The 22,214-nt window shown below is 64.0% G+C and carries 19 protein-coding genes and 2 pseudogenes; 13 read left to right on the forward strand and 8 right to left on the reverse strand.

What is annotated here, in order from left to right:
• Window positions 1-104: 104 nt before the first annotated feature.
• Window positions 105-998 (reverse strand): annotated as a pseudogene (locus NG1_RS11300) (alpha/beta hydrolase).
• A gap of 302 nt (window positions 999-1,300) precedes the next feature.
• On the opposite strand from NG1_RS11300, the gene NG1_RS11305 reads away from it, so the two are divergent.
• Complete coding sequence (locus NG1_RS11305) at window positions 1,301-1,678, forward strand: hypothetical protein (protein ID WP_157113982.1); 378 nt, start codon at window positions 1,301-1,303, stop codon at window positions 1,676-1,678.
• A 354-nt stretch (window positions 1,679-2,032) separates the two neighbouring features.
• Here the strand turns inward: NG1_RS11305 and NG1_RS11310 are convergent, their stop codons facing one another.
• Window positions 2,033-2,500, reverse strand: coding sequence for an IS3 family transposase (locus NG1_RS11310; RefSeq protein ID WP_062970002.1), 468 nt, complete (start codon window positions 2,498-2,500; stop codon window positions 2,033-2,035).
• A 50-nt stretch (window positions 2,501-2,550) separates the two neighbouring features.
• Window positions 2,551-3,831: an MFS transporter gene (locus tag NG1_RS11315; protein WP_062970003.1), complete on the reverse strand. Its 1,281-nt coding sequence runs from the start codon at window positions 3,829-3,831 to the stop codon at window positions 2,551-2,553.
• A 126-nt stretch (window positions 3,832-3,957) separates the two neighbouring features.
• Here NG1_RS11315 and NG1_RS11320 point away from each other — a divergent pair, with 126 nt between their 5' ends.
• The 4 genes and pseudogenes from NG1_RS11320 to NG1_RS39020 all read left to right on the forward strand — a co-directional run bounded on the left by NG1_RS11320 (window position 3,958) and on the right by NG1_RS39020 (window position 7,317).
• Window positions 3,958-4,872, forward strand: coding sequence for a carboxylesterase family protein (locus tag NG1_RS11320; protein ID WP_084498847.1), 915 nt, complete (start codon window positions 3,958-3,960; stop codon window positions 4,870-4,872).
• A gap of 64 nt (window positions 4,873-4,936) precedes the next feature.
• Window positions 4,937-5,713 (forward strand): TetR/AcrR family transcriptional regulator, encoded by a 777-nt coding sequence (locus NG1_RS11325; protein WP_210750071.1) that lies wholly within the window; start codon window positions 4,937-4,939, stop codon window positions 5,711-5,713.
• Between the two features lie 111 nt (window positions 5,714-5,824).
• Window positions 5,825-6,625 (forward strand): SDR family NAD(P)-dependent oxidoreductase, encoded by an 801-nt coding sequence (locus tag NG1_RS11330; RefSeq protein ID WP_062970110.1) that lies wholly within the window; start codon window positions 5,825-5,827, stop codon window positions 6,623-6,625.
• A 43-nt stretch (window positions 6,626-6,668) separates the two neighbouring features.
• Window positions 6,669-7,317: pseudogene (locus NG1_RS39020) on the forward strand (FAD-dependent monooxygenase).
• A gap of 52 nt (window positions 7,318-7,369) precedes the next feature.
• Here the strand turns inward: NG1_RS39020 and NG1_RS11335 are convergent.
• From NG1_RS11335 to NG1_RS11345, 3 genes are read right to left on the reverse strand one after another with little or no spacing between them, the layout of a single operon-like run.
• Window positions 7,370-9,784 carry a hypothetical protein gene (locus tag NG1_RS11335; RefSeq protein ID WP_062970005.1) on the reverse strand — a complete coding sequence of 805 codons (2,415 nt, stop codon included), beginning with the start codon at window positions 9,782-9,784 and terminating at the stop codon, window positions 7,370-7,372.
• A 9-nt stretch (window positions 9,785-9,793) separates the two neighbouring features.
• A complete protein-coding gene (locus NG1_RS11340) occupies window positions 9,794-10,975 on the reverse strand; it encodes an alpha-xenorhabdolysin family binary toxin subunit A (RefSeq protein WP_062970006.1) in 1,182 nt (393 codons plus the stop codon).
• 33 nt (window positions 10,976-11,008) lie between these two features.
• Window positions 11,009-12,193 carry an alpha-xenorhabdolysin family binary toxin subunit A gene (locus NG1_RS11345; protein WP_062970007.1) on the reverse strand — a complete coding sequence of 395 codons (1,185 nt, stop codon included), beginning with the start codon at window positions 12,191-12,193 and terminating at the stop codon, window positions 11,009-11,011.
• Between the two features lie 589 nt (window positions 12,194-12,782).
• Between NG1_RS11345 and NG1_RS11350 the strand changes: the two genes are divergently transcribed.
• The 4 genes from NG1_RS11350 to NG1_RS11365 all read left to right on the forward strand — a co-directional run bounded on the left by NG1_RS11350 (window position 12,783) and on the right by NG1_RS11365 (window position 15,461).
• On the forward strand, window positions 12,783-13,091 hold the full coding sequence (locus NG1_RS11350) for a hypothetical protein (protein ID WP_157113983.1): 309 nt from the start codon (window positions 12,783-12,785) through the stop codon (window positions 13,089-13,091).
• 1,145 nt (window positions 13,092-14,236) lie between these two features.
• On the forward strand, window positions 14,237-14,515 hold the full coding sequence (locus tag NG1_RS11355) for a helix-turn-helix transcriptional regulator (RefSeq protein ID WP_062970009.1): 279 nt from the start codon (window positions 14,237-14,239) through the stop codon (window positions 14,513-14,515).
• Window positions 14,512-15,048, forward strand: coding sequence for a hypothetical protein (locus NG1_RS11360; RefSeq protein WP_062970010.1), 537 nt, complete (start codon window positions 14,512-14,514; stop codon window positions 15,046-15,048). The genes NG1_RS11355 and NG1_RS11360 overlap by 4 nt, the downstream gene beginning before the upstream one ends.
• Window positions 15,048-15,461 (forward strand): GPP34 family phosphoprotein, encoded by a 414-nt coding sequence (locus NG1_RS11365; RefSeq protein WP_062970011.1) that lies wholly within the window; start codon window positions 15,048-15,050, stop codon window positions 15,459-15,461. The genes NG1_RS11360 and NG1_RS11365 overlap by 1 nt, the downstream gene beginning before the upstream one ends.
• Here NG1_RS11365 and NG1_RS11370 read toward each other — a convergent pair.
• Complete coding sequence (locus tag NG1_RS11370; RefSeq protein ID WP_062970012.1) at window positions 15,446-15,808, reverse strand: cupin domain-containing protein; 363 nt, start codon at window positions 15,806-15,808, stop codon at window positions 15,446-15,448. The two genes, NG1_RS11365 and NG1_RS11370, sit on opposite strands and share 16 nt — an antisense overlap.
• 907 nt (window positions 15,809-16,715) lie before the next feature.
• Here NG1_RS11370 and NG1_RS39025 point away from each other — a divergent pair.
• Window positions 16,716-17,300, forward strand: a complete 585-nt coding sequence (locus tag NG1_RS39025; protein ID WP_218018957.1) for an IPT/TIG domain-containing protein — start codon at window positions 16,716-16,718, stop codon at window positions 17,298-17,300.
• Between the two features lie 1,133 nt (window positions 17,301-18,433).
• Here NG1_RS39025 and NG1_RS11385 read toward each other — a convergent pair.
• Window positions 18,434-18,802 (reverse strand): hypothetical protein, encoded by a 369-nt coding sequence (locus NG1_RS11385; RefSeq protein WP_157113984.1) that lies wholly within the window; start codon window positions 18,800-18,802, stop codon window positions 18,434-18,436.
• 191 nt (window positions 18,803-18,993) lie between these two features.
• Here NG1_RS11385 and NG1_RS11390 point away from each other — a divergent pair, with 191 nt between their 5' ends.
• The 3 genes from NG1_RS11390 (at window position 18,994) to NG1_RS11395 (ending at window position 21,871) form a co-directional block, all read left to right on the forward strand.
• Complete coding sequence (locus tag NG1_RS11390) at window positions 18,994-19,347, forward strand: hypothetical protein (protein ID WP_062970016.1); 354 nt, start codon at window positions 18,994-18,996, stop codon at window positions 19,345-19,347.
• Between the two features lie 586 nt (window positions 19,348-19,933).
• Window positions 19,934-21,034, forward strand: coding sequence for a trypsin-like serine peptidase (locus NG1_RS36600; RefSeq protein WP_157113985.1), 1,101 nt, complete (start codon window positions 19,934-19,936; stop codon window positions 21,032-21,034).
• A gap of 279 nt (window positions 21,035-21,313) precedes the next feature.
• Window positions 21,314-21,871 carry a peptidoglycan DD-metalloendopeptidase family protein gene (locus NG1_RS11395; RefSeq protein WP_062970017.1) on the forward strand — a complete coding sequence of 186 codons (558 nt, stop codon included), beginning with the start codon at window positions 21,314-21,316 and terminating at the stop codon, window positions 21,869-21,871.
• Window positions 21,872-22,214 lie beyond the last annotated feature (343 nt).

The following is a 22,214-nucleotide window of genomic DNA, read 5'->3' on the forward strand; positions in this document are numbered from 1 at the left end:
GCGAGGCCCGAAGCGGTCAGGGCACCAGGAGATGCGCCGCGGCAAATCCCAGCCGGACACCCGCCAACGGCCGATCGCGGTCGGCCGCACGGGGGCGCAAAACGTCAGCGCGTCAGCAGATGCCGCCGCAGGAACTCGGCCTGGTCGGTGACAGTTTGCTCGAAGGCCGCTCCGACGTAGATGTCGAAATGCCCTACCGGGTAGCGGAGCACCTCGGTGGTCGGGCCCCGGCCCGCCGCGGTGAGCGTGGGTCCCGGCGGGGCGACGGTGTCGCGGTCGCACACCGCGACGAACACCGGGCATCGTAGGGAACGGAACCGGCGGCCCGGCCGGTACAGCGGGATGCGGAGCCCGATCCGGGCAGCGACCTCGTTGGTGAACGGCACGCCCTCGGGAACGAGGCGCAAACAGCCTTCCAGCGCGTCGGGGGCGCTCATCAGCGCCGCCGATCCGGGCGGCCCGGCCAGCCCCACACGCACCGGGGCGCGGCCGAGCAGGTGGGCGAGTTCGTCACGCAGCGCGCGAATGGTCACCTGCGCCGCCGACCGCGCGCCCAGCGCCCGCGTCGAGGCGGGGCCGTCGGTGAACGGGCACTGGGAGACCACCGCCGCGACCCGGCCGTCGCGGGCGGCGACCTCCAGGACGTGCCCGCCGCCGAAGGAACTGCCCCATACTGCGACGCGGCCGGTGTCCACGCCCTCGAGCGAGCGCGCGAAGGCCAGCGCGGCGGCCCAATCCTGCAGTTGCGCATCGATGTCGAGCAACTAGCGCGGTTCTCCGCCGCTGGCGCCGAAGTACCGGTAGTCGAAGACCAGCGCCGCGAAGCCCGCCTCGGCGAAGCGCTGCGCGTAGGCGGTCAGCCGCATCTCCTTCACACCACCCAGGCCGTGGCCGAGGACCACCACCGGCGCGGCCTCACCGCCGGTGGGCCGGTAGAGCAAGCCCGCGCACGAGACACCATGGGAGTCGAACTCGATCGCGGCCGGGGCTATCGCCATGCCGCTTACCTTACTGACAAGTAAGGTGCCGCGAGAAGCCCGCTCGCCCGCAGGGCCGACCCCTTTGTGAGTTCTCACTATCGGGGTGACCATCCGGCCGGGCGTCGAGTTCGTCGCGGTCCCGGCTTGCCGCGCCCCGGACTGCATTTCGGCAATACCGAATGTGTGAGCCGTAGCGGACTCGGTTCGCCGAGGGGGATTGTGTCGAGGCTGCGCGACGGCGTACTGCACGGCGGGGGCGCGACCACTGTGGCGGCTTCGGCGGGTTCCGCGCTGTCGGACTCCGCTGGTATGAATCGGCCATGATTATGGGATTGGTCCAGCTCGTCGTGGTCGCCTTCGCCGCTGCGGCGCGGTGGACCTCGGCGGGCTGGTTCTTGCTGATCGGCGTCGTGGGCACGCTGGGTCTGGCTCCGCTGATCCTGTTCGGGCCGTTGGTATTCGCCGGATTCTGCGCGCCGCCCGCCGCCTGGCCCCTGCTGGTACTCGCCGACGTGCTGCTGATCACCACCGCGCTGACACTGGCCGATGGCGGCGACAACGGCATGCTGATCCCGATTCTGGACGAGCGGGCAGCCAACTCGCACATGGGCGAGCGCGTGCACCGTATCGGAACCCTCACTGGGGCGGCTTATCTTCTCGCGCTTGTGGCGCTGGCGGTCTGGACGCTTGCGGCCTAGCGAACTCCGCCGACTCCACCGAGACCGACGCCCCAACTCGCCCCGGCGGAGCGATCACCTTCGGTGTCGCTGAATCCATCGTCCTCGGCGCGAGCCCGCTCGGGGCCGCAGCACCACAGACCCCGCCAACCACAGCCACGCAACCGCCGGGGCGGTCGACTCCTCCACACATCCCGCCTAACCGTCAACACCGGTTATTTCCCCCATCCGGGGAGACAGGTGGATTGAGGTTCACCCCGAATGGTGGAGAGGGTTTCAAGCAGCCTTGGCTGCGTCTGGCAAGGAATGCTCGCAGCGTACGGGGTCGAGCATCCCGAGGGCGAAGTGCCGCCGATCATGGTTGTATTTTCGGATCTAATTGTCTACCGAGGCAACGAGTTCAACCTTCGTAGCGTAGACGTGCGGGAGTGCGGCACGGTCCCGGCCGCCGGATGCCCACGCACTGCTACGGCCTGCCCGATCGCCTGGCACACCACATCGGAACCGATGTGATCGGCTATGACGTGGGCAAGCACACGGCGGGAACGACGCCGCCGGATCGACCACGGTCGTTCTCACCTCGAAGGTGCGTGGACTGAGGCCTTCGATCCCGATCTCGGCCATGATCGCCGCCACGGTCTTGGCATTGACCGTCTCGCCGCGTTCACGCGACTCGGCGGTGATCCGCGGAGAACCGTAGGTGCCCGCGGATTCGGCGTGCACGTCCAAGATCTTCACCGTCGGATCGGCACGGCGCTGCTGCCGATGCGTCAAAACCGTTGCTGCCCTGCGCTTCACATGCGCGTAGTAACCCGCGGTGGACACCTTCGGCAGTCGCGCCATACGTCGGATCGAGAAGCGTGGCTCGTATCTGAAAGCTCTTGGTGGCCACTTCACTTGGCTTCATGCGAAAAACCTGCTGCCTGTGGTCGGGCATGGGCCGTTGCCACCGCGAGCTCGGCTGTGAGGGGGGAGTCTTCGCGGCGAGGTAGCAGCAGCGGGCTGGCGAGGATCAGCAGACCCGCGACCGTGATCGCCGTGCGCGGGCTGGTGACGTCGGCGAGCAGTCCGCCGAGCGCGCTTAGCACGGCAATGGCGGCGCCACTGCTGATCGACCAGGCCGACAGAGTCCGGGCGACGCGGTCATTGGGTGTGCGTTCGAGTCGATAGGTGGCCAGTACCGGGTTGTACAGACTCATGCTGATGATGATCGCGAGCTCGACCGCGATCACCGTCGCGAGGCCGGCGATGCCGGGCTGGACGAACGCGAGGCCGATCAGCCAGACCGCGCGCAGCGTGCCGACGGTACGCAGGACCCGATGCCGGCCGCACCGCGCCACCACACGGCCGGCGAGGCGTGAGCCGATGAGTCCGCCGAGGCAGGGGGCGGCGAAGGCGAGGCCGTACTGCCAGGGCGGGAATCCGAGCTGGCGCAGCAGCAGCACGGCCAACAGCGGCTCGGTGGCCATGATCAGTCCACTGACGAGCAGCTGGTTGAGATAGAGCGCCCGTAGGCCGGGATGAGCCAGCAGGTGTCGCCAGCCGTCGAACAACTCGCCGGTCCGGACCCGGTGCTTGCCGGTTCGCGGCGGGTGTTCCTCTCGTCCGCGAATCGCCGTGACCCCCAACGCGGAGAGCAGGTAGCTGACCGCGTCGGCCACCACGGTGGCGACCGGCCCGAACAGGCCGATCGCGGCCCCACCCAGTGGCGGCCCCACAGCGATGGAACTCCAGTTCGTGGACTCGAACCGCGCGTTGGCCACGAGCAGATCCTCCGGCCGCAAGAGTGTCTTCAGATAGGCGCCGCTCGCCGCGTTGAAGGCGATCTTGGCCGCAGCGACCACGGCCGAGACGACCAGCAACTGGAGGAAACCGAGCCGGCCGAAGGCGTAAGCCAGCGGGATCGTCGCCATGACCGCAAACCGCGCCAGGTCCATCGTGATCATCACCGGCCGCTTGCGGCGAAACTCCACCCACGGCCCGAGCGGCAGCGCGATCAGCGCACCCACTGCCGGCCCCACCGCCGACAGCACGGACACCTGCAAGGGGCTGGCGTGCAACACCAGCACGGCGATCAGCGGTAACGCACCGAACCCCAGCCCGGAGCCGTAGGCGCTGGCTGCGTAGGACGCCCACAGCCATCCGAACTGCCGGCCCAGGGATTGTCTGGTCACCAAACTCCGTACCTCCCGCTTCGAACAACTTGCTGTTGATTGCTGTGATCAAAGCAAGGCAGAGAAGCCGGGATCAAACAACTGAGCTGGCGGCAAGCCACAACCATATGTTGTGCAGGTAGGGTTTTGGGGCGTGGATCTCGACGCCGTGCGTACCTTCGTCGCCGCAGCGGACGCCGGCCAATTCCAGGAGCCGCCGCGCAGCTGTCGATCACAGAGCAGGCGGTCTCCAAGCGCATCGCGACTCTGGAGAAATACCTGGATGTGCGCTTGTTCGCCCGCACGGCCCAATGTGGCATCATCACCGGCGATCTGGCGTCGGGGAACGACATGGACGGGGTGGTGGGTGTGCCCGGTGGGGGTTCTGGTCTGCGCGTTGAAGGTTGGGAGAGTTTCGAACCAGAGATCCGAACGACTGCGGGGGTTGTGCGCGGCAGGAGGGAGAACGCAGTCGCGGTCTTCCGGGGCATCCCTTACGCCGAGCCGCCTTTCGGCTCGCTTCGGTTCGGGGAGTCGGTTCCGGTGCAGCAGTGGGATGGTGTCCGCGGCGCGCTGGAGTTCGGTCCAGCGGTTCCCCGAGCAAGCCATCAAGGTTCGGTGATGTCATCGGTTTCCGGCTGTCCCGATGATGGTTCCGCCGATTGTTTGACGCTCAATGTCTGGTCACCGGAGCTTGGTACCGCCCTGCTGCCGGTGATGGTATGGATTCACGGGGGCCGATACCTCGAGGGCACCGCCGGCAACCCGCACCAGGACGGTGCGACTCTCGCCGCGTGCGGTGTGGTGATGGTCAGCATGAACTTCAGCATGAACTATCGAGTGGGCGTGGAAGGTTTCGCCCACATCGCCGGAGCCCCGGACAACCGCGGCATTCTCGACCAGATCGCAGCCCTGCGGTGGGTACAGGACAATATCGCCGCATTCGGCGGCGATCCCGACAACGTCACGCTCGGCACGCAGATGCGACGCTCCCCGGGGCGGCGGGAAGCGGCGCGCTTTCGAGGTACTCGATGCGCTGCGCGTCATCGACATCTCCAATGAGAATTCCCATCCAGCAGGGCTGGCGATGTACCGGACCGTTGGGTAAAGTGATCGTTGTACCTTTGTGGCGGCTCTGCTGCTGATGCGGCGGCGCAGACAGCAGGAGGATGCCGATGTTCGTCGCCGAAGAACCGCTCGCACAACAATGGCCGATCGGCGTGACAGCACGTTCGCGCAATTCGGCGAACCGATCATGACGAGTCTGGACGTGGCCGTGGTTCGCCAGTTGCGGCCGGAGAAACGGGCTTCCATCTTACGGGGCGCCCACGCGGTGTTCTGTCGAGACGGTTATACCCGCGCCTCCATTGATGCCATCGCACGTGAATCAGCGGTGTCGACCCGCACGATCTACAAGCACTTCACAGATAAGAAGCAGCTGTTCACCGCGGTGATCATCGACAGCGCGGAGCGTGCGCGAGCCAGTCGATGTGCTGCGATCGAACACCATTTGAGCGATGTCGTGGATATCGAGGTCGCTCTTATTGCCCTGGGCCGCACCTTCGTCGTAGGCGGCGACGAGGACCACTTCACCCTTGTCCGCCAGATCCGTGCCGAGGCAGACCATATCCCGGGCGCGGTACTCGATGCATGGCTCGACGCCGGCCCACGCACGGTTCATGCCGCTCTGGCCCAGAGGTTTTCGGATCTCGCCGTGCGGGGGTTGCTCGACCTCGAAGACCCCGAACGTGCAGCCGCTCACTTTGTCCTCCTCGCCGCCGGTGAGGCCAACAATCGGACCTTCTGGGGCGCTATCGACGCCGCGCCCGGTGCCATAGACGCCAGCGTGACCTCCGGCGTCCGTGCCTTCCTCCGCGCCTATCGAGCCGGTCCCGCGAGCTGAAACACCCACAAGGCGCCGAGGACGGGATGTCCTCACCGGGCGGCGCCGAAGTCCCTTCCACCTCGATCGAGCCGATCGTCGACGTCGCCGACGGTGCGAAAGGAACCGATCATGTCCCCTGTGGAACTGGCCTCCGCCAGAGTGCTGCTCACCGGCGCTACCGGTGGTCTCGGCCACGCGGTGGCGCGTGAACTCGCCTCCCGCGGTGCCGATCTCGTGCTGACCGGCCGCCGCGCCGATGCGTTGTGCGCGCTCGCCGCCGAACTGGACGCAGCCGTAATTCCCGCCGATCTGTCGAACCTCGAGGACCTCTCGCGCCTACTGGGCCAGGCCGGACCGGTGGATGTTCTCATCGCCAACGCCGGTCTACCGGCAGGTGGTCATATTCTCGATTTCTCCGCCGCTGATCTCGACCGTGTCCTCGATGTCAATCTGCGGGCGCCGATGTTGCTCGCTCGCGCGCTGGCCGAGCAGATGAGTACGCGGCGAGCGGGCCACATCGTCTTCATGGGGTCGGTCGCCGGCCTGCTGCCCGCACCGCGGGTCAGCTTGTACAACGCGACCAAATTCAGCCTGCGCGGCTTCGCGCTGGCCCTGCGGCACGATCTTCGCGACGCCGGGATCGGCGTGTCCATCGTCGAACCCGGATTCGTCCGTGACGCCGGAATGTTCGCCGACAGCGGCAGCCGAGTCCCACCGGGAATGCGCACGGCCACACCACAGCAAGTTGCCCACGCTGTCATCCGAGCAATTCGCGACAACATCGACGAAATCGTCGTCGCCCCAATCGAAACACGCCTACTGGCCACGATCGGATGCATCGCCCCGGCGCTCGTCGCACCGATACACCACCTCATCGATTCTGAACGCCTCGGCACCGAACTCGGCAGCCGATTTCACCACGAAGCCTGAAACCTCTACCACCTTCTGCTGACTTGTGAGGAAGGAGGCCGGCGTGAGGCATCGCCAGGTCGTTGTAGTCGGCGCGGGCCCGGTCGGGCTGTGGTTGGCTGCGGAACTGCGCTTGGGCGGCGTCGAAGTGCTGGTGTTGGAGGCGCCTACAGAGCCGGACCCGAATTCCAAAGCGCTGGCCATCCATCCGCGCACCCTCGAGATGCTGGCGTCCCGAGCCCTCGTGCATCGATTCCTCGCTGAAGGGAGCCGGATCCCGAGCGGACACTTCGCCGCGTTGGACACTCGGCTGGACTTCCGGCTACTGGACACTTCGTACCAATTCACGCTGTCACTGCCGCAGATACGGACCGAGCAACTCTTGGAAGCACACGCGCGCGGCCGGAGCCGAAATCAGGCGCGGGCAGCGCGTAACCGGATTGACCGTGCGGGACGAGTCGATCACCGTGCATGTCGATCAGAAGGCTGACATCGAGGCCGAATGGGTGGTGGGATGTGACGGGGTCCGCAGCACCGTCCGGCAGGCCGCGGGCATCGCCTATCCAGGCGATGGACTAGGTTGCGTTCCCCAATGGCGGAGCCAACGAAATGACCGAGGCTTCGTATCAGCGGGTCCGTGTCTATGTCGCCGAACGCAAACCGCAGATCTGCAGCGAGGGACTCGCGGTCACCGTAGACCTCGCCGACGCTGAGGCGGCCCACACCCGGCGAACCTACGCCGTAACGCATAGTTGCCCTGGTTCGTCAGGCGTCGTGGATTATCGAGCCGGAGAACTGCATGGTGATCGAGGTGGCGTTCGTCACGTCGATTGCCGAGGGGTTGAGCATGATGTCCCATCCGGCGAAGGGGGTCGGTTCGAAGTAGGCATAGCTCACTTCGTGGTCGAGGGCACCGTCGACTTCGACGTAGCCGTAGGTGCCGTCGTCGAAGGTCCAGTCGGGTGGTCCGTTCTTCTTGGGGGATATCCGGTATTCGAAGTCGAGGTCGAGCGGTTTGGAGGTGAACTGGTAGGTTTTTCCCCGGTAGCGGTCGAGGTAGTTGCCCTGGGTGCTGATCTGTAGGTTGACCGAGGTGCCGTTGCGCGGTGTGACGTTTTCCACCCAAACACGGACCCGGGTGAGCCGGACTCGGCCGAAACCGGCGAACTCGTCGGTATCCAGTGGTACCTCGAAGCGGGCGGTTCCTGATTTCTTGAATTGCGCGAGGACGGCGGGGGCGTTTGTGTTGTCGATGGTGAATCTCTTGTCGGCGAGAATCTGCGGCGGCGGACTGAAGTGTTCCAGGGCTGTCGCGGAGTCCATGGTGATGCTGGTGAGGTTCGCCAGCCCGGCGTCGAGTTCGCCGACGTTGTCGAGGATGCGTGGGCGCACTACCGAGGGTGCCAGTGCCCAGTAGAAGTACGACGCGCGGTAGCCCTGTAGGGCGGTGAACAGCGAGCTCTTGGTGTCGAGGTAGCGCAGGTACAGCTGTTGCATCAGCGCTGCGAGGGGCGCCTCGCCCCGGACCAGGGAGTCCACGTACTGCTGCAGTTGCTGCTGTTCCTGTTCTGCCAACTGTTTTTGCAGGCTGACCGCGGCGTACTGCTGGCCGGCCGCGACGGCGGCCACTTGGGCGGCGGCCAACTCCTGCCCGTGGATGGCGACGGCATCGACGGCGAGTTCGAGCTCGCGCGCGTAGCGGATGCCTTTCTGGACCGGGTCTGCGAGCATGGCGTCGGTGTTTTGCTGGTAGATCCGCCACTGGTAGGTCGCGGTGAGATCCGCCCCGCCGGTGTCGAGGTCCATGTCCCGTAGCTTGGCGGCGTATTCCTCAGCGTCGTGGAAGTTTTCGACGGCGTCGACGATCTCCTTCGACAGGTCGTAGACCTTTTTCAGCGCCTCTGCGATCTTTTTGAGCTGGTCCATGCAGTCTTTGAGCCCTTTGGCCAAGTTCGCGACTTGGCTGCCGGCTTCGGCGGCGGCTTCGACCGCCTCCGCTCCCTCGATCGCGCTGCCCGCCGCGGCCGCGCCTGCGGCGGGGTCACCCACGAACATGGCGCCGATCCCGACGCCGAAAGTGATGACCGCGGTACTGAGGTCGATGATCGCTTTGAGGATCTGTTCGCGCCTCCATTCGGGTACGCCGATCTCTTCGAAGTCGATCTGGGTCTCCTCGGCGGTGTCTTGGGCCGCCGTCAGCCGTTGCTGTGCCGCGGCGACCGCGGCGCTGGCGTTATCGAAGTTGCTTTTCGCCTGGGCGAGTAGCTGAGTGGTGTACTGGGTCTCGTAGGTCTTGTTCGCCAGCAGTGTCTTGGCGAGCTGGATGAAGTTGTCGGTGACGACGGTCTGGGTGCTGAGGGCCTGGTAGTCGGCCTCGTACTGTTCGGCTTCGGCGACGAAGGCCTGCGCGAGCTCGGTGTAGATCTGCCGGCTCAGATACGGGACGAAGACTGTGCCATCGGATTCGGCGTTCAGCTGCGCGGTGAGCAGCGTCAGCAGCGAGGAGCTGCGCAGGAGCACGCCCAGCAGCTCGACGTTGTAGCCCGACCAGTTCTTCAGCCAGGTCAGCTGGCGTAGCGCCAGGTCTGGGTGGGTGTCGTAGAGCAGTGAGGCGAACAGGAACTCGGTGCGCATCGCCTGTTGGAAATAGTCCGGGGCAGACAGGGCCGCGACTCCGTGGGCCCGGTCGAGAGGGCTTTGGACCGGACCACTGCCCTCGACATACTTGATCAGTACGCCGCCGGAGGGCGGTGGGGCATCGATGACGGGTAGAGCGATGGTCTGCTGGGAGGCGACCACGGCCTGCCCCTGCACGCTGCCTGCCAGCTCGTCGCAGAACAGCACGAATCGCGCACCGTGGTCGTTTTGGTAGTCGAGGGTCACGGTGAACGGCTCGTCGCTCTGTATGCGTCGCGCTTGGATCCACAGGACGGTTTGCTGGAGCTGCCACGAGATCCCGGCGGGCACGTTCACGACGTCGGCTATCAGCGTCAACAGCACAGGATCGAAACCCGAGTTGTGCAATGTGGTCTGTACCTCGCTCAGATCGAGATACATGGCCCGGAATATCGCGGTTGTGGCGTCGATCGTGGTGGCCGAAGCGCAGGGCACGTTGCCCTGCGCTTCGATGCCACCGTAGAGCGTGCGCCAATCGTAGGACTGCGCCGCAACGGCATTCATGGCGCGCTCCTACACGCCCGCGAGGACGCAGTTCTGCGTGAGGAGGGTATCCAGCCGCCATGCCTCCACCGTCCACTGATCCAAACTGGTGCGCTGCTGTTCGGTGACGTAGGCATTCACACGGAAGCTGTCGGCCTCACTGGCCACCGCCGCCCACTTCCGGATAGCCGCGTCGACGCCCAAGTCCATGATGATCGGCGGGACCTGCTCGATGTTCTTGTCGATCATCGTCCGGATCGTCTCGAGGTCGCTCGAGATGGCCCCCCAGACGCCCTCGATCTTCTGGATCACCGGGAGCACTGCGGTGAGGTCTTGTCCGATCGTCGTAGAGCTGTCTTTAGCGGATTCGACGGCGTGCATCAGGTTCGCGTAGGCAGCGTACTTGGACTCCAGCGAATTGATCAGTGCCTTGGCGGCGTCGATCTTGTGGAGGGCCTCGATGGCGCGACTGCCGTAGACACCGGCCACGACTGATGCGGCGATGAAGCCGGGCAATCCCAGCCATGCGTAGGTCGGTGTTGTCGCGGCCACCACGACATCGTGGTTGTACTCGTCGTTCGCGGCCTTCAGCACGGCCTTCGCGTCGGCGATCTGCTTGGTGATTTCGGCGACGTCCTTACTGGCTTCACCGTATTTGCCGGTGTAGTACGCGACGAGGCCACCGTCACCGCCCGTCCCCACCATCGTCGTCTTGTCCGTCTCGGTGTCCTTCGCGAACTGATGGATTTGGGCGGTGACTGCGGTCGCTTTCTGCACCCGCGTGTCAGCGTCCTTCTTCAACACGTCCAGGATCGCCTTGAGCTTGTCTTTCGCCTGCTGGTCGTTCGGGTTGTCCGTCAGTTTTTGCGCAAGGTCCTTGATGGGCGGGTAATAGATGGGCGCTTTGTTAGAACCGTAGTCGTTGATGTCGCTGGCGAGACTGATCGTGGCGGGATATATCGACTCACGCCACGTCGTGACGTGCTTGTTGATCTCCTGGTAGGCGTCGATCAGTTTGGTGAAGTCCGACAGGTCGCTGGGCGCGCCCGAGCCCAAGTTGTTGCGGAACTGGGTCTGTGTTGTCGGGAGGACGAGGGCTTCCTGGACGTAGGCCTGGATTCTGATCCACTCGGCCCGGCTCAGCGTAAACGCCGGCCCGCCTTGCTCACCCGGTTCTGCCAGTTCCCGGGGCCCGATATTCAACTCGGTCATCGGAAGATCTCCTTCAGGTGGATGCAGTGACAGTCACCGAGGCGCGCCTGTGAGAACGCGGTTCGGTGTGATGAGGGTCGCCAGCCGCCATCCCTCCACGGTCCACTGCTCGAAACCGTAGGACTGCTCGCTGACGTGAGCGTTTCTGAGAAAGTTGTCGGCCTCGCTGGCCACCGCGGCCCATTTGGCGATGGCCGCGTCGACACCCAGGTCCATGATGATGGGCGGGGCCTGCGCGATGTTGTTGTCGATCAAGTCGAGGATGTACCCGAGGTCGTCGAACAAAGCACCCCAGACGCCTTCGACCTTCTGGAGCACCGGGAGGACCGCTGTGATGTCCTGCGTGATCGTCGAGGAGCTCTGCTTCGCGGATCGAGCGGCGTTCATCAGATTCGCGTCGGCGGCCAACGTGGCTTCCAACTCGTTGATCAGTGCCTTGGCGGCATTCACACGCTTCAGGGCCTCGACGGCGCGAGCGCCGTATTCACCGGCCACGACTGCTCCGGCGATGAACCCCGGTAGGCCCAGCCACCCATAGGCCGGCGTTGTCGAAGCCACCACCACATCGTGGTTGTACTCGTCGTTCGCCGCCTTCAGCACAGCCTTCTCGTCAGCGATCTGCTTCGTGACATCGGCGACGGCCTGGCTTGCTTCGCCGTACTTCTTGTTGTAGTACGCGACCAGGCCACCATTGCCATCCGTCCCCGTCAACGTCGTTTTGTCGGTCTCGATGTCATACGCGAACTGGAACGTTGTTGCCGAGACCAAGCGCGCCCACTGCACCTGTCTGTCGGCCTCACTTCTCAACGTCTTGAGAATCGACTTCAAATCATTCTTCGCCTGCTGATCGTTCGGATTTTCCGTCAGCCGTTGCGCCAGGTCCTTGATAGGCGGGTAGTAGACCGGTACCTTGTCCCTGCCGTACTGGAGGATATTGCTGGCCAGGCTGATCGCCTTGGGATAGATCGAGTCACGCCAATTCTTGCCGTCATCATTGATCAGCCGATAGACATTGATCAGCTTGGTGAAGTCCGACAGGTCACTGGGCGCGCCCGGGCCCAAGGAGTTCCGGAACTCGGACTGCGTCGTCGGCAGAACGAGCGCGTCCTTGACGAAGACCTGGATCTTGATCCACTCAGCCCGGCTGAGCAGGAAGCCCGGCCCGCCCTGCTCGCCGGGCTCGGACAACTCTCGGGGGCCGATATCCAAGCGACTCATCAGGGACCTCCTTATTTTCGGAAACCGACCGGATCGCACCGGCGAAGCGCTGTCGCGCTGGGGGAGTCGCACTGCTGTTATCGAGACAGCGGCAAATACGCACACCAGACAGCGCATGAACAGCTTCTTTCGGCCGACAGCACTGATTCGGAGACGAGCAGGGTCTGAGCTTTCGTAGCCTCACCAGGTTTGTCGGTCGCAAATCTCAGCATCTCAGCACCGCTACGTGCGGGTGCGCCGGTACGCGAATGTCTGCCGATTCGCACCGTGCCACGTACTGAAGGAGAATTGTTCAATTTGCGTTACTCGGTATCCGGTCGAAGATCTCGCTGGGGTGTCTCCGCACCCCTCGATCTCTGATTGCGGATGAGTTCAGTATGCGTCGAAACTGCACATATTTCGCATGATCAGTACTAACAAATCAGCTACCGTTCCGCGGTCCGAACTTGCTTCGATACCCGACTCGCGGTCTACTCTGCGGGAAACTTCCGCATAATTTGTTTCTTTCACCGACAAGATTGACGAAACCTATCCCTGTGCGGATGACGAGATGCTTCCCCCGGCAGGTTTCATGCCCTAAGGCGTGCGGATGCAAGTGCAGATGCACCACCACCGGGCAGCGCATGCGGCGGCTGATCATCAGCGGTGTGCCGCCGAGGCCGACAGCCCGATTCGATCGCCCCGCACCATCATGGCAGGGGCCGCGGCGCGCTGGATGAAGCCGCAGCTGGCGGGAATCGAAAGTTCGTCGGTGCGTTGCGGCATCCGAGCCTCGCCCGCGCTGTCCGGCCTGATCGGTGAGCCGCCCTGCATCGAGCCAGCGGAGTCGACGCCGGGTTGGCTGCAACGGCAGACCCACGCAGTGCCGCAGGCACTCGCCACCACCGCGCGGAGCTGACCCCCGGACTCTACGGATGGATTGCCACACCGCGGCACGGCCGACTCGTGCGGGCGCTACTAGCGCAGGCGGGTCCCCTGCCTGCACGCAATGAACCGCTCGTCCGCGTCGAGGCATGGCTGGGTATGACCAATGCCCAGCTGCCGGGCGAACATGCGAAATACATTCGGTCATACGCGTACTGGAGCGTTCTGCGCCCCGCGCGACGCCACGCGGCTCGCCGCCACCACAGCCCGAAGAGTGCCCACCGCGATCGACTCGAATCCGCGCTGCCATCAAGCTGCTGACTGATCTGGCCGCCGACGCGCGGGCGCTGGCCGATCTCGATCAGCCCGGCTCGACTGCTGGGTCGGTCGAGTGCCCGACCGTGCGGGGTCCATCGCGGGCTTCATCGCTTGGGCGCGCTCGCAGAGGATCACTGTGGAGTCCGTGTCCGGTTTGCAGGCTTCCGCAGCACAGCTGGTCGACCCTCGACGCCGACGCCAGCTGCGACGCCTGCGCGATTTTTCGACACGGAATCGGCATGGCGGCATGCCGTGACGCTTATCTGCGTCTCGTTACTCGGGTCATTCTGTGCCCAGTAAGCCCAGTTGGTGCCGGGCCTTGACGGGCACGAGAACGGAATTGGCGCTCTTGCTTTTCTGTTTCGGTCAACCGAGGTCTACGTCCTGCTCCTCGACGATCGCCAAGCCCGTCCAGGCCACGGGTGTTGAACCGGTGCAACCGTTCTCGCATCATCCTTGGATGACAGCCGAGCTCGCCGGCGGGGTCAGGGCGTAAGCCTCGGCTGACCAATCCACCACAACGGTCACGGCCACCGCCCCATCGGGGAGCCGCCACGGTGCCCATCACCGTCCTCACCAGCCCGGACAGCATCAGTAACGGCGTCTCCTATACACGATGAACCGGCTCGGGCTCGCCGTCCTCGACGACGTCCCCAGCCGCAACCCTGGGCGAAGCTCTGCTGCGCTGCGGCATCTGAGCACTGGGGTTGCCGCGGAACCGACAAGTCAGCGAAATGCTGGTCAGAGAGCATTCGTGCGCATCACGTGCCGCCCTCGCGGCGATCGACGCCTTCGTAGCTCAGAGCCAGCGGGCTGCTTCTATTCTTGACGAACTGTTGTGTTTATACAACAGTTTGTTGTATGGCTCCTGTGAGGCGTGGGAAAAATCTTCCTATCTACAACCGCATCGGGGTGTTACGTGCCGAGCGGAGAATGAGCCGGGCCCAGCTTGCCGAGGCGATCGAGGTGAATCCGCAGACGGTCGGGGCTCTGGAACGGGGCGATCACTATCCGAGTCTCGATCTGGCGCTGCGGATCTGCGATGTGTTCGGCCTGCCGGTCGAGGCGGTGTTCTCGCGGGAGGACTTCGCGCCGCTGTCCACGGCGGTCTACCGGAACGACGGAGGGGATATTCGATGACGCACCCGAACCTGCTGGAGCGCTACCAGGCTCGCCGGACACGCCGGTTCGAGGTCTACGCCGAGCGCTGGGCTCACATGTTGCCGCGGTGGCGGACGCGTCGCCGCCGCCGGTTGCTGGTGGTGGCCCTCGCGACGATATTCCTGGCACTGGCGGTTGTCGGGGTGCTGATCGCGTGCGGTCTGGAGCGGGGACCCCTGCTGTGGGCGCCGATCTGTCTGCTGTTCTTTCCGCTGTGGATATCGCTGCAGATCGTCTCGGGACGCCAAGCCGACGCGCCCGTCGGCGCTCTGGACGAATGGGAGATCGAGCAGCGCAACGCGGCTCGCTCGGTGGGGCTCACCCTCACACAGACGCTGGCGATGATTCCTGCGATCTGGTTGATCGTCGTGGGCGGATTCACCGACCTCGACAATATCCAGGCCGCCTACGCGGGCGGGGTGATGCTGCTGACCGCGCTGCTCGTCGGCGGCTGCACCCCAACAATGATCCTGGCCTGGACCCGCCCCGACGCGGAACCCGAGGACGAGTGATGAACCTGCTCGCCGGGGACCTGATGCTGCTGCTTCTCGACGAACGCACCTGGCGCTCGATGGCCGACAGCACCCGTACCCCAAGGGTTCTCGCCGGGGCAGTGTTGCTGGACCTGATCGATGCTGGGGCAATCCGGCCGGCCGGGCCGGGCGACGAGGCGAAACCGGGGCGGATCGTGGTGAGCGCGAACAAGAGTGCCGATCCGAACCGCGGCGACCTGAGCGTCGACCGGACACATCGACGCTCAGGTCGCGCCGAAGCAGCGTCCGCAGCGCACAGATGGTTGACAGTTGAATACGCGACGGTGGGTCGCCGGAAGTGCCTTTCGCGCGATCGAGTTCGTACCACTCGATTCAGCCGTCTGGCGCTCGCGCATAGACACGGTCCATCGCCCGCCTACCGCTTGGCGTAGTCGGCGAAGCCTTGCCAGTCGAGCATGACGCAGGGTTCGTCTCCCACGGTCCACGCGTCGTGGCCGGGTGGGATGATCAGGAAGTCGCCGGGCCCGTATTCCTGTTGCTCGCCGTTGTCCATGGCGACCGCCATCCGGCCGGAGATGCAGTAGCCGGTGTGGGCCGACTGGCAACTGTCGGTCTGGGCTATCGGCTTGACATGAAGGGACCACCGCCAACCGGGTTCGAAGATCGCCCGGCCCACCGGGCCATGGTCCAGGTTGACGAGATCGACTCTGCCTTTGTCCTGTTCGAAAGGCCTGCTCTCGTCCGGAGATTCGAAACTCTGGCGTACCAGATCAGGCATGACTGTTCTCCTTCGCAATCTATCCGCCGATGAGTAGTGGGTAGCGATTGCGGCTATCCCGGATGCCGCCCGCGGGATAGTGCAGCGCCTTCATCGCCCAAGGAATCGAGGATCGCTGGGCCCCCTTTCTTTGTCGCCGCTAGCTACCGGGTAGCACTCCCGGACGACGGCAAACGTCACATTCGCACATACCAGCAGGAGCACGTCGGTTTCTGGGGCACCTCACTCCCCTCAGCGGTGCCGGTACACGGCCTCCGGAGGAGGTAGCAGTGGTCGCCGTGGTCCGCCAACGGGTTTTCGCGGAGGTTTCGTAGCCGAATGCCACTCGGCCGTTACCGCGGGTTCGAAGTATTTGCTGACGATGTGCCGACTTACGCGAATGGCCACCTACCGGTAGTCGGAACCGGCGGTCCGTGGTGAAGGTACACTGGCCGCTGTCAACTGTCGACTCTCTTCGTCGCTGCTGGTCAGGGAAGCGGCCCGCTCGTGGCATTCAATGGCTTGTGCCCAACTGGGGCGGCTTGGAGGAGTTTCTGGTACCGGTTTCATATGACTTGTGACGCGGCTCCATCGTCACCGCCCTGGTGGGGACTGCGGCGCTGGCAGCAGCGATCTAGGCAATATCGAAGGCGCTTCCCCAAATAGTCGTGGGCTGAGTAGGCGACGAATGTTGAGCGACGGCGCAGCGGGCGTTCGGCAGGAAAGTGTCGGCAACGGCCTCGGACGCTTGTAGTTCGCCATCGATTCGACAAGCCGCATCCACTGTGCCTACTTCACCGTCGACTCACCACACCGCCCTCGCCCCACCCGGAGGCGGCACGGTTCCCGTCACCGTCATTCACCCAGCCCGGGCGGCACCAGCAACGGCGTCTCCTACACCTACTCTGGGGTGCCTTCGGTGAGTGGGGTGAGCCCCAACCAAGGACCCAGCTCGGGCGCGAACACCGTCACGCTCACCGGCACCAACCTCACCGGCGCCACCGCGGTCACCTTCGGCGCTACCGCCGCCACCTCGTTCACCATCGTCTCGGCCACCCAGATCACCGCGGTGGTTCCCCCGGGTGTCGCTGGTGCTGTGAACGTCACTGTCACCACCCCCGGCGGCACCAGCACAGCAGCGATCTACACCCGAATCCCTCACCCGCCATCTGACCCGGACGAAAGTCAGTGCTGTCCAGAGAATCAGCAGCCCGCGAACCGCTGCGCACCTATCTCTGGGTCCGATGATGTCGCTTGCCGACGCCGTGTCCGGTGCCCACTCGCGGGGTGGCGGAAATCCGTTACGTCTCGAGACACCCGCGCGACACGCGTGACCTGGGGTTGCAGCAACCTTGGTGGGTGGGAATCTACGATCTGCGCCGTCACGGGTTCTGTTTTGCTCCAAAGAGCTGGTGACACACGCAAGGGACAGCTACGCACCCGGTGCCCGCTCGGCACCCTCACTCAACGAGCGGGTCTTGGGGTGGGCCCGCCCGATGCGAACCTCCGGTGATCCACACATTCACACGGTGATGGCCAGACCCGCCCAGCTTCGCGATGTCGGAACTCATCGGGGCGGGTCTTCCCGCCATGCAGAATTACGACACCGCAGGCCCGGCCCTGGCGTCACGACCAAGCCTGCGGCGTTTCGACCAGTGTCCGAGCGGCAGCGCTCAGGCCCCGGCCTCACCCAGCACACTTCCACTGCACGCCGGGATGTCAAGAACCCCCGCCCGGTCGATTCCTGCCGCACACGGGCCCACTACTGATTCCGAGGTCGATCAACTCCCCGGCACGCAACTGGTTACGCAGCTGTTCCTCGCGGCCGCGGACCACCGCGGCGAGTTTGTCAGCCCGTGCAGCCGGCGCGCCGTGGGATCGACACTCGATCGCAGCCGCCTCGCAGATGCGCAGTCAACGGCGCTGCCCGCACGGCAGCGCCCTCCACGCCGGTCACCACGGACCAATCGTGCCACCAACCACTCTGCGGGCAGGACGTTTCCGGTCGACAGATGACCCACCCGCGGCGACATGGCCTCGCCGAGGAGCAGGTCTCTGGGTCGCGACCGTCCTGCGGCTGGTCTACGGATCAGAAGGTCAGGAGTCCATTCGGACAGCGTCCGAAAAGACATTCGACCGACTTGCGCGACTCCGCCGATCGGTCCGAGATCGCGATCCCGAGCGCGTTGGTGACCAGCGCCGCGGTCTGGATCGAGTCGAGGGACCGGCCTACCACCCGCCATGAATAGGTGTCGAGCGCGACCGCGCAGTGCACCTTGCGTTCCCGGAATGTAGTGCTCGGTGATGTGGGTGACCACAACTGGTTCGGCCGTGGCCGGGTGAACGCGCGGTTGACCAGGGCGCCGGCGGTCGGGGTCTGATGCCGTGGGCGCTCGACGCCGGGCAGGCCGTTGATCCCGGCACCGCCATCAACAGCTCGGCCTGGTTGTATCCGACACCGGAAGCCGGCCATTGTCCAGCCTGGTGCTGCCATTACGCGACCGGGACGAGGACACCGGATCGGTCGACGGACAGACGCACACGGCAAGAGCGAGTCTCTCGTCGGCCATCGAATCACACGCCGCGACGAGCCTCGGATTCGATCCTCCACGTTTGTTCGCCGATTTCTTCCCATCAACGCTTCGTTCACCGACCCGGTGAGACCTGGGACCGTTTGGTCCTGGCGAGTGGGTGGGGTTCGCCGGTGATCGTCATGAGCGCTTCGATGACATCACCACGCAGGTGGGTCAGTACAGCGGTGTCGTCGTGGTGCTGCCCGACATAGACCCGCTCGACCGTCTCCCCGAACAACTGGCGCACGTGGGCACGCACGGTCTCCGTGATCGAGTACGTCGTGACCTCCGATTCCCTTGCCCATGGGAGGTTTTCCCGCTCGCGTTTCCACAACCCGTCGTAGCGCCTATAGCTGATCGCGCGTCCGTTGCGTTTGCGCAGCACTCGATGCGTAGCGCTCTCACCTCCCCGACGTGCGGCATGCTTTCCCAGCGCGGCCATGAATCCATCAGCTCTTCGATCTCCGTCGTCGTCGGCTCGCTCAGCTCCCGGTCACCCCATACCTGACTGATCACACGCCATGCCGAGTCGTAGGTCCTCAGCGTCTTCGGCGGGACCTTCGTACGCACCTGGTCGATGTACTCACCGAGCCGGGGAGAACCGGCCGGTGAGCGGCCGACATCGCCGGCGCTGTGGTCGAGTACCGGCGGCTGGTGGGGGAGCGGGGGTTGTTCACCACCGGCACCCGGCCACGCGAGGACATCGGTGACGAAACCCCACCGGAGTACCTCGATGTGTGGTCGGCGCTGTCCGAGCGCGGCTTGAACGTGATCACGATCCGTGACAAACCACGGCTGCTACGGGAAAGGTCCGCTACATGGCAGTCGACTGCCTTGCCGAAGGCGGGACCGCATCGGCTGCGGAATGCGCCGCCCGGAGGCGCTGGACGAGTCAACTCGGCACTGGAACCGGCATCGCGCAACCCGAATATCTGCCCGGTCGACATCAGCGACGCCGTCTGCGAACCCACCGTCTGCGGTCGTTGAAGGCAACCACCAGGCAGCCCTGCGGCCGGGCGCACGTTATGGATCCACATAGCCGATGTGTCTGTCACGTGCATGGGGGCAGCGGCGAGCAGTCCACAAACTGCGCCGGTAGAGCCGCAGCGCGTACCAAGCGTCACCGGACCGCAGCGTCCCATCGGCATGAGTGCTCGGCCTTGATGCGCGTACTTGCCCGCGTCGGCCGGATAAGGGGACTGCGAGTACGGACCTTGCGAAGAGGTTGACTTCGCCCTGAGTACTTGACTACCTACTTAGATTTTCGTCAACCGTGTCGAACAGCAAGCGATGTGACCGTCCGGCCAGGGTTGCGCCTCGCTCGTCGACTGACACTACGTTATCGGGTGGGCCACGGACGTGAATTCGAGTAGTCGGATACTCGACGCAGTGGGCATTAACTGGTTCATACTATTGCTGAGAAGTAGCCGCAGGCGGTTGCTGTAGAGAACCTTCCGCACGCTTGGGGCGACTATGTAACACCAATGATTCGTTTGCTGATTACTAGCATCCACCGCTGAGGCAATCTGCCGAGGACAGTGAATCATCGAAGCCGTTGCGATAGGAGGATGGCATGAGAACATGCACGCCCAAGAGGGGGGTGGCGCGGCAATATATGGGGCTCGACGAGTTGGCCAGTGCCGAGCCTATTCCCGCAACTATGGATATGCCCGCCGACATGGCGGATATATTGAAGCCCGAGTCGGGATTCTATGTGCAGTCGACACATAAGCCGAAGATGGATTTCTCGGTCGAGCATGTACCTGAGGCAGTCGACATGTGGCGGATAATCGAACATGCGGCCAACGGAGAGAGGTTGCGGACATCGATTCCGATCCTGGATCAGATCGAACTTTCTCCAAAAGATTCCTCTGACCTGTCGCGAGCCGACAAGACTCGCACTCAGAGTCGGCGTCCTCCATGGATGGCGCAGCATTTTCTCCCGAGACTTGCGCCTTTCTGCATAGATGAGGTGCGGTCACGCTTGCTCCCAACGCGCACCTTCTTGGAGCCGAAGGCTTCTGAGGCGACGAAACGACTTGAGTACCCGTGGTGCACGGTCGGCTACATACACTGGGAGAAATCTGGCAAAAAAGTACGGGCATCCGGCACTCTAGTAGGCTCAAATCTGGTCCTCACTGCTGGGCATGCCTTGCCCTGGGGTGACCCGAATTGCTCGATAGAGTTCACCCCGGCCTATAGTAAACAAGCGAGCGTTGTGGCGCCTTACGGAAGCTCGTACGTTAAATCATTCACGGGTTACCCGCCTACCACGCCTTTCACGGCAACAGGGTATGACTACGCTATCTGCGAGCTCTACAAGCCGCTTGGCGATGCACTGGGCTGGATGGGTGTGGAGTGGTCTCCCGACGAAAGTGATTATTTGGGTCGCCAATACAATTCCTCGGGATATCCTGTCGCATTCGCCGGCAGACCTGCAGTTGAATTCGGTCTGCAGATAGTCGATATCGACAGCGACAGTCCAGGTATTGAACTGGAAACCGACTTGTACCTGGATTCGAACGTATATGGAGGATGGTCCGGCGGGCCGCTCTGGTATTATGACGGCGCGGACCCGATCATTGTCGGCACAGTGTGTGGCCACGAGAAAGACGTCTTCGATCCAGAAAGAGTCGTTCACTCGGGCGGCAAAGCCATGTTTGATCTAGTGTAGTGCAACTTCAGCGACGGGCGACGCCGCGAGGGCTCGCGAACGATGCGTAGGCGGATCATTGTCTCTGGAATGCAAGGCCAGTGTCCGCCGACGGTTGGCATTTTCCTCAATGCGGGGACTCGTGAAAATTTTCGAGCAGTTCGATACGCAGGTGTATGGCGCCGACCGGTGCGAGGATCCTAGAGGGAACATTCTCGCAGACATCCTCGAAGTAAGGACCGCAAAATGTGTGGAAGCGTAAGTATCACGGGTGCACTGGTCGTCGATTTCGAGTGCCCTGTGGATCCAGCCGAATACATGGGAAGCGCGGGTGGGCCGAATACGGGAGATCACCTGCCGCCGGATTGGTTCATCCAGTACGGAATGGACCTGAAAGGCAAGCCCGGCGCGAAAGTATATGCGGCGTTCGACGGCACCGTCAGTGTGTACAAGCCGCACACTCCTGCCGACGACACCTCCAAGATATTCGGTGCCCAGATCTTCATCAGATATCCCTACCCGACCGGGCAGATGGGCGGCTTCTACACCCACATCACCGGTGTGCCGAGCGCCATCGCTGTCGGCAAGGACGTGTCGCGCGGGGACTTCCTCGGAAAGATAATCGACCGGGGACCGGCCAGCCATCTACACCACGCCGTGATGGAGTATGTCAGCGGCGCAAAGGTCGGTGTCGACCTCTACAGCTTCTACCTGGCTCTGCAGACAACCTACTCGGCGTACGCTTTGCCCGTTCGCTTCAAGCAGGATGGCAACCCTCCAGAAGTCCTGTGGCCAATTCGGCACGACGAGCAGGCCGCCAATAAGGTCAAGGAACCCGCGCAGCGCTACCAACCCTGAGCGAGTACCAGAAGCCGACAGCCACACTCGAGGCGTTTGATTTGCAGTCGATCTCTCTCGCACGCGCGACTATCCGTGGGTAGGCGAAGTTTATAGGGAGTAGTGGGATCATGATCGAGCATACGGTCAACGGACTGACTGCCTGCTGTCGCAAGCCAGGAACGGTCGACTTGTTTGTAGGTGATGAGCAGGGCGGGGTTTGGCACCGCTCTGGGCGTGTCGAGGCAGCTACGTCCCAGATGAAATGGAGTACCTGGGTAAATCTGGGTCGGCCGCCGATGCCGGGTACGGCGGCGCCCTCGGCCGACTGGCTGAGTGTCACTTCCTCGGGCGTGGACCGCCT

The organism is Nocardia gamkensis NBRC 108242 (assembly GCF_001612985.1).
Taxonomy (GTDB): domain Bacteria; phylum Actinomycetota; class Actinomycetes; order Mycobacteriales; family Mycobacteriaceae; genus Nocardia; species Nocardia gamkensis.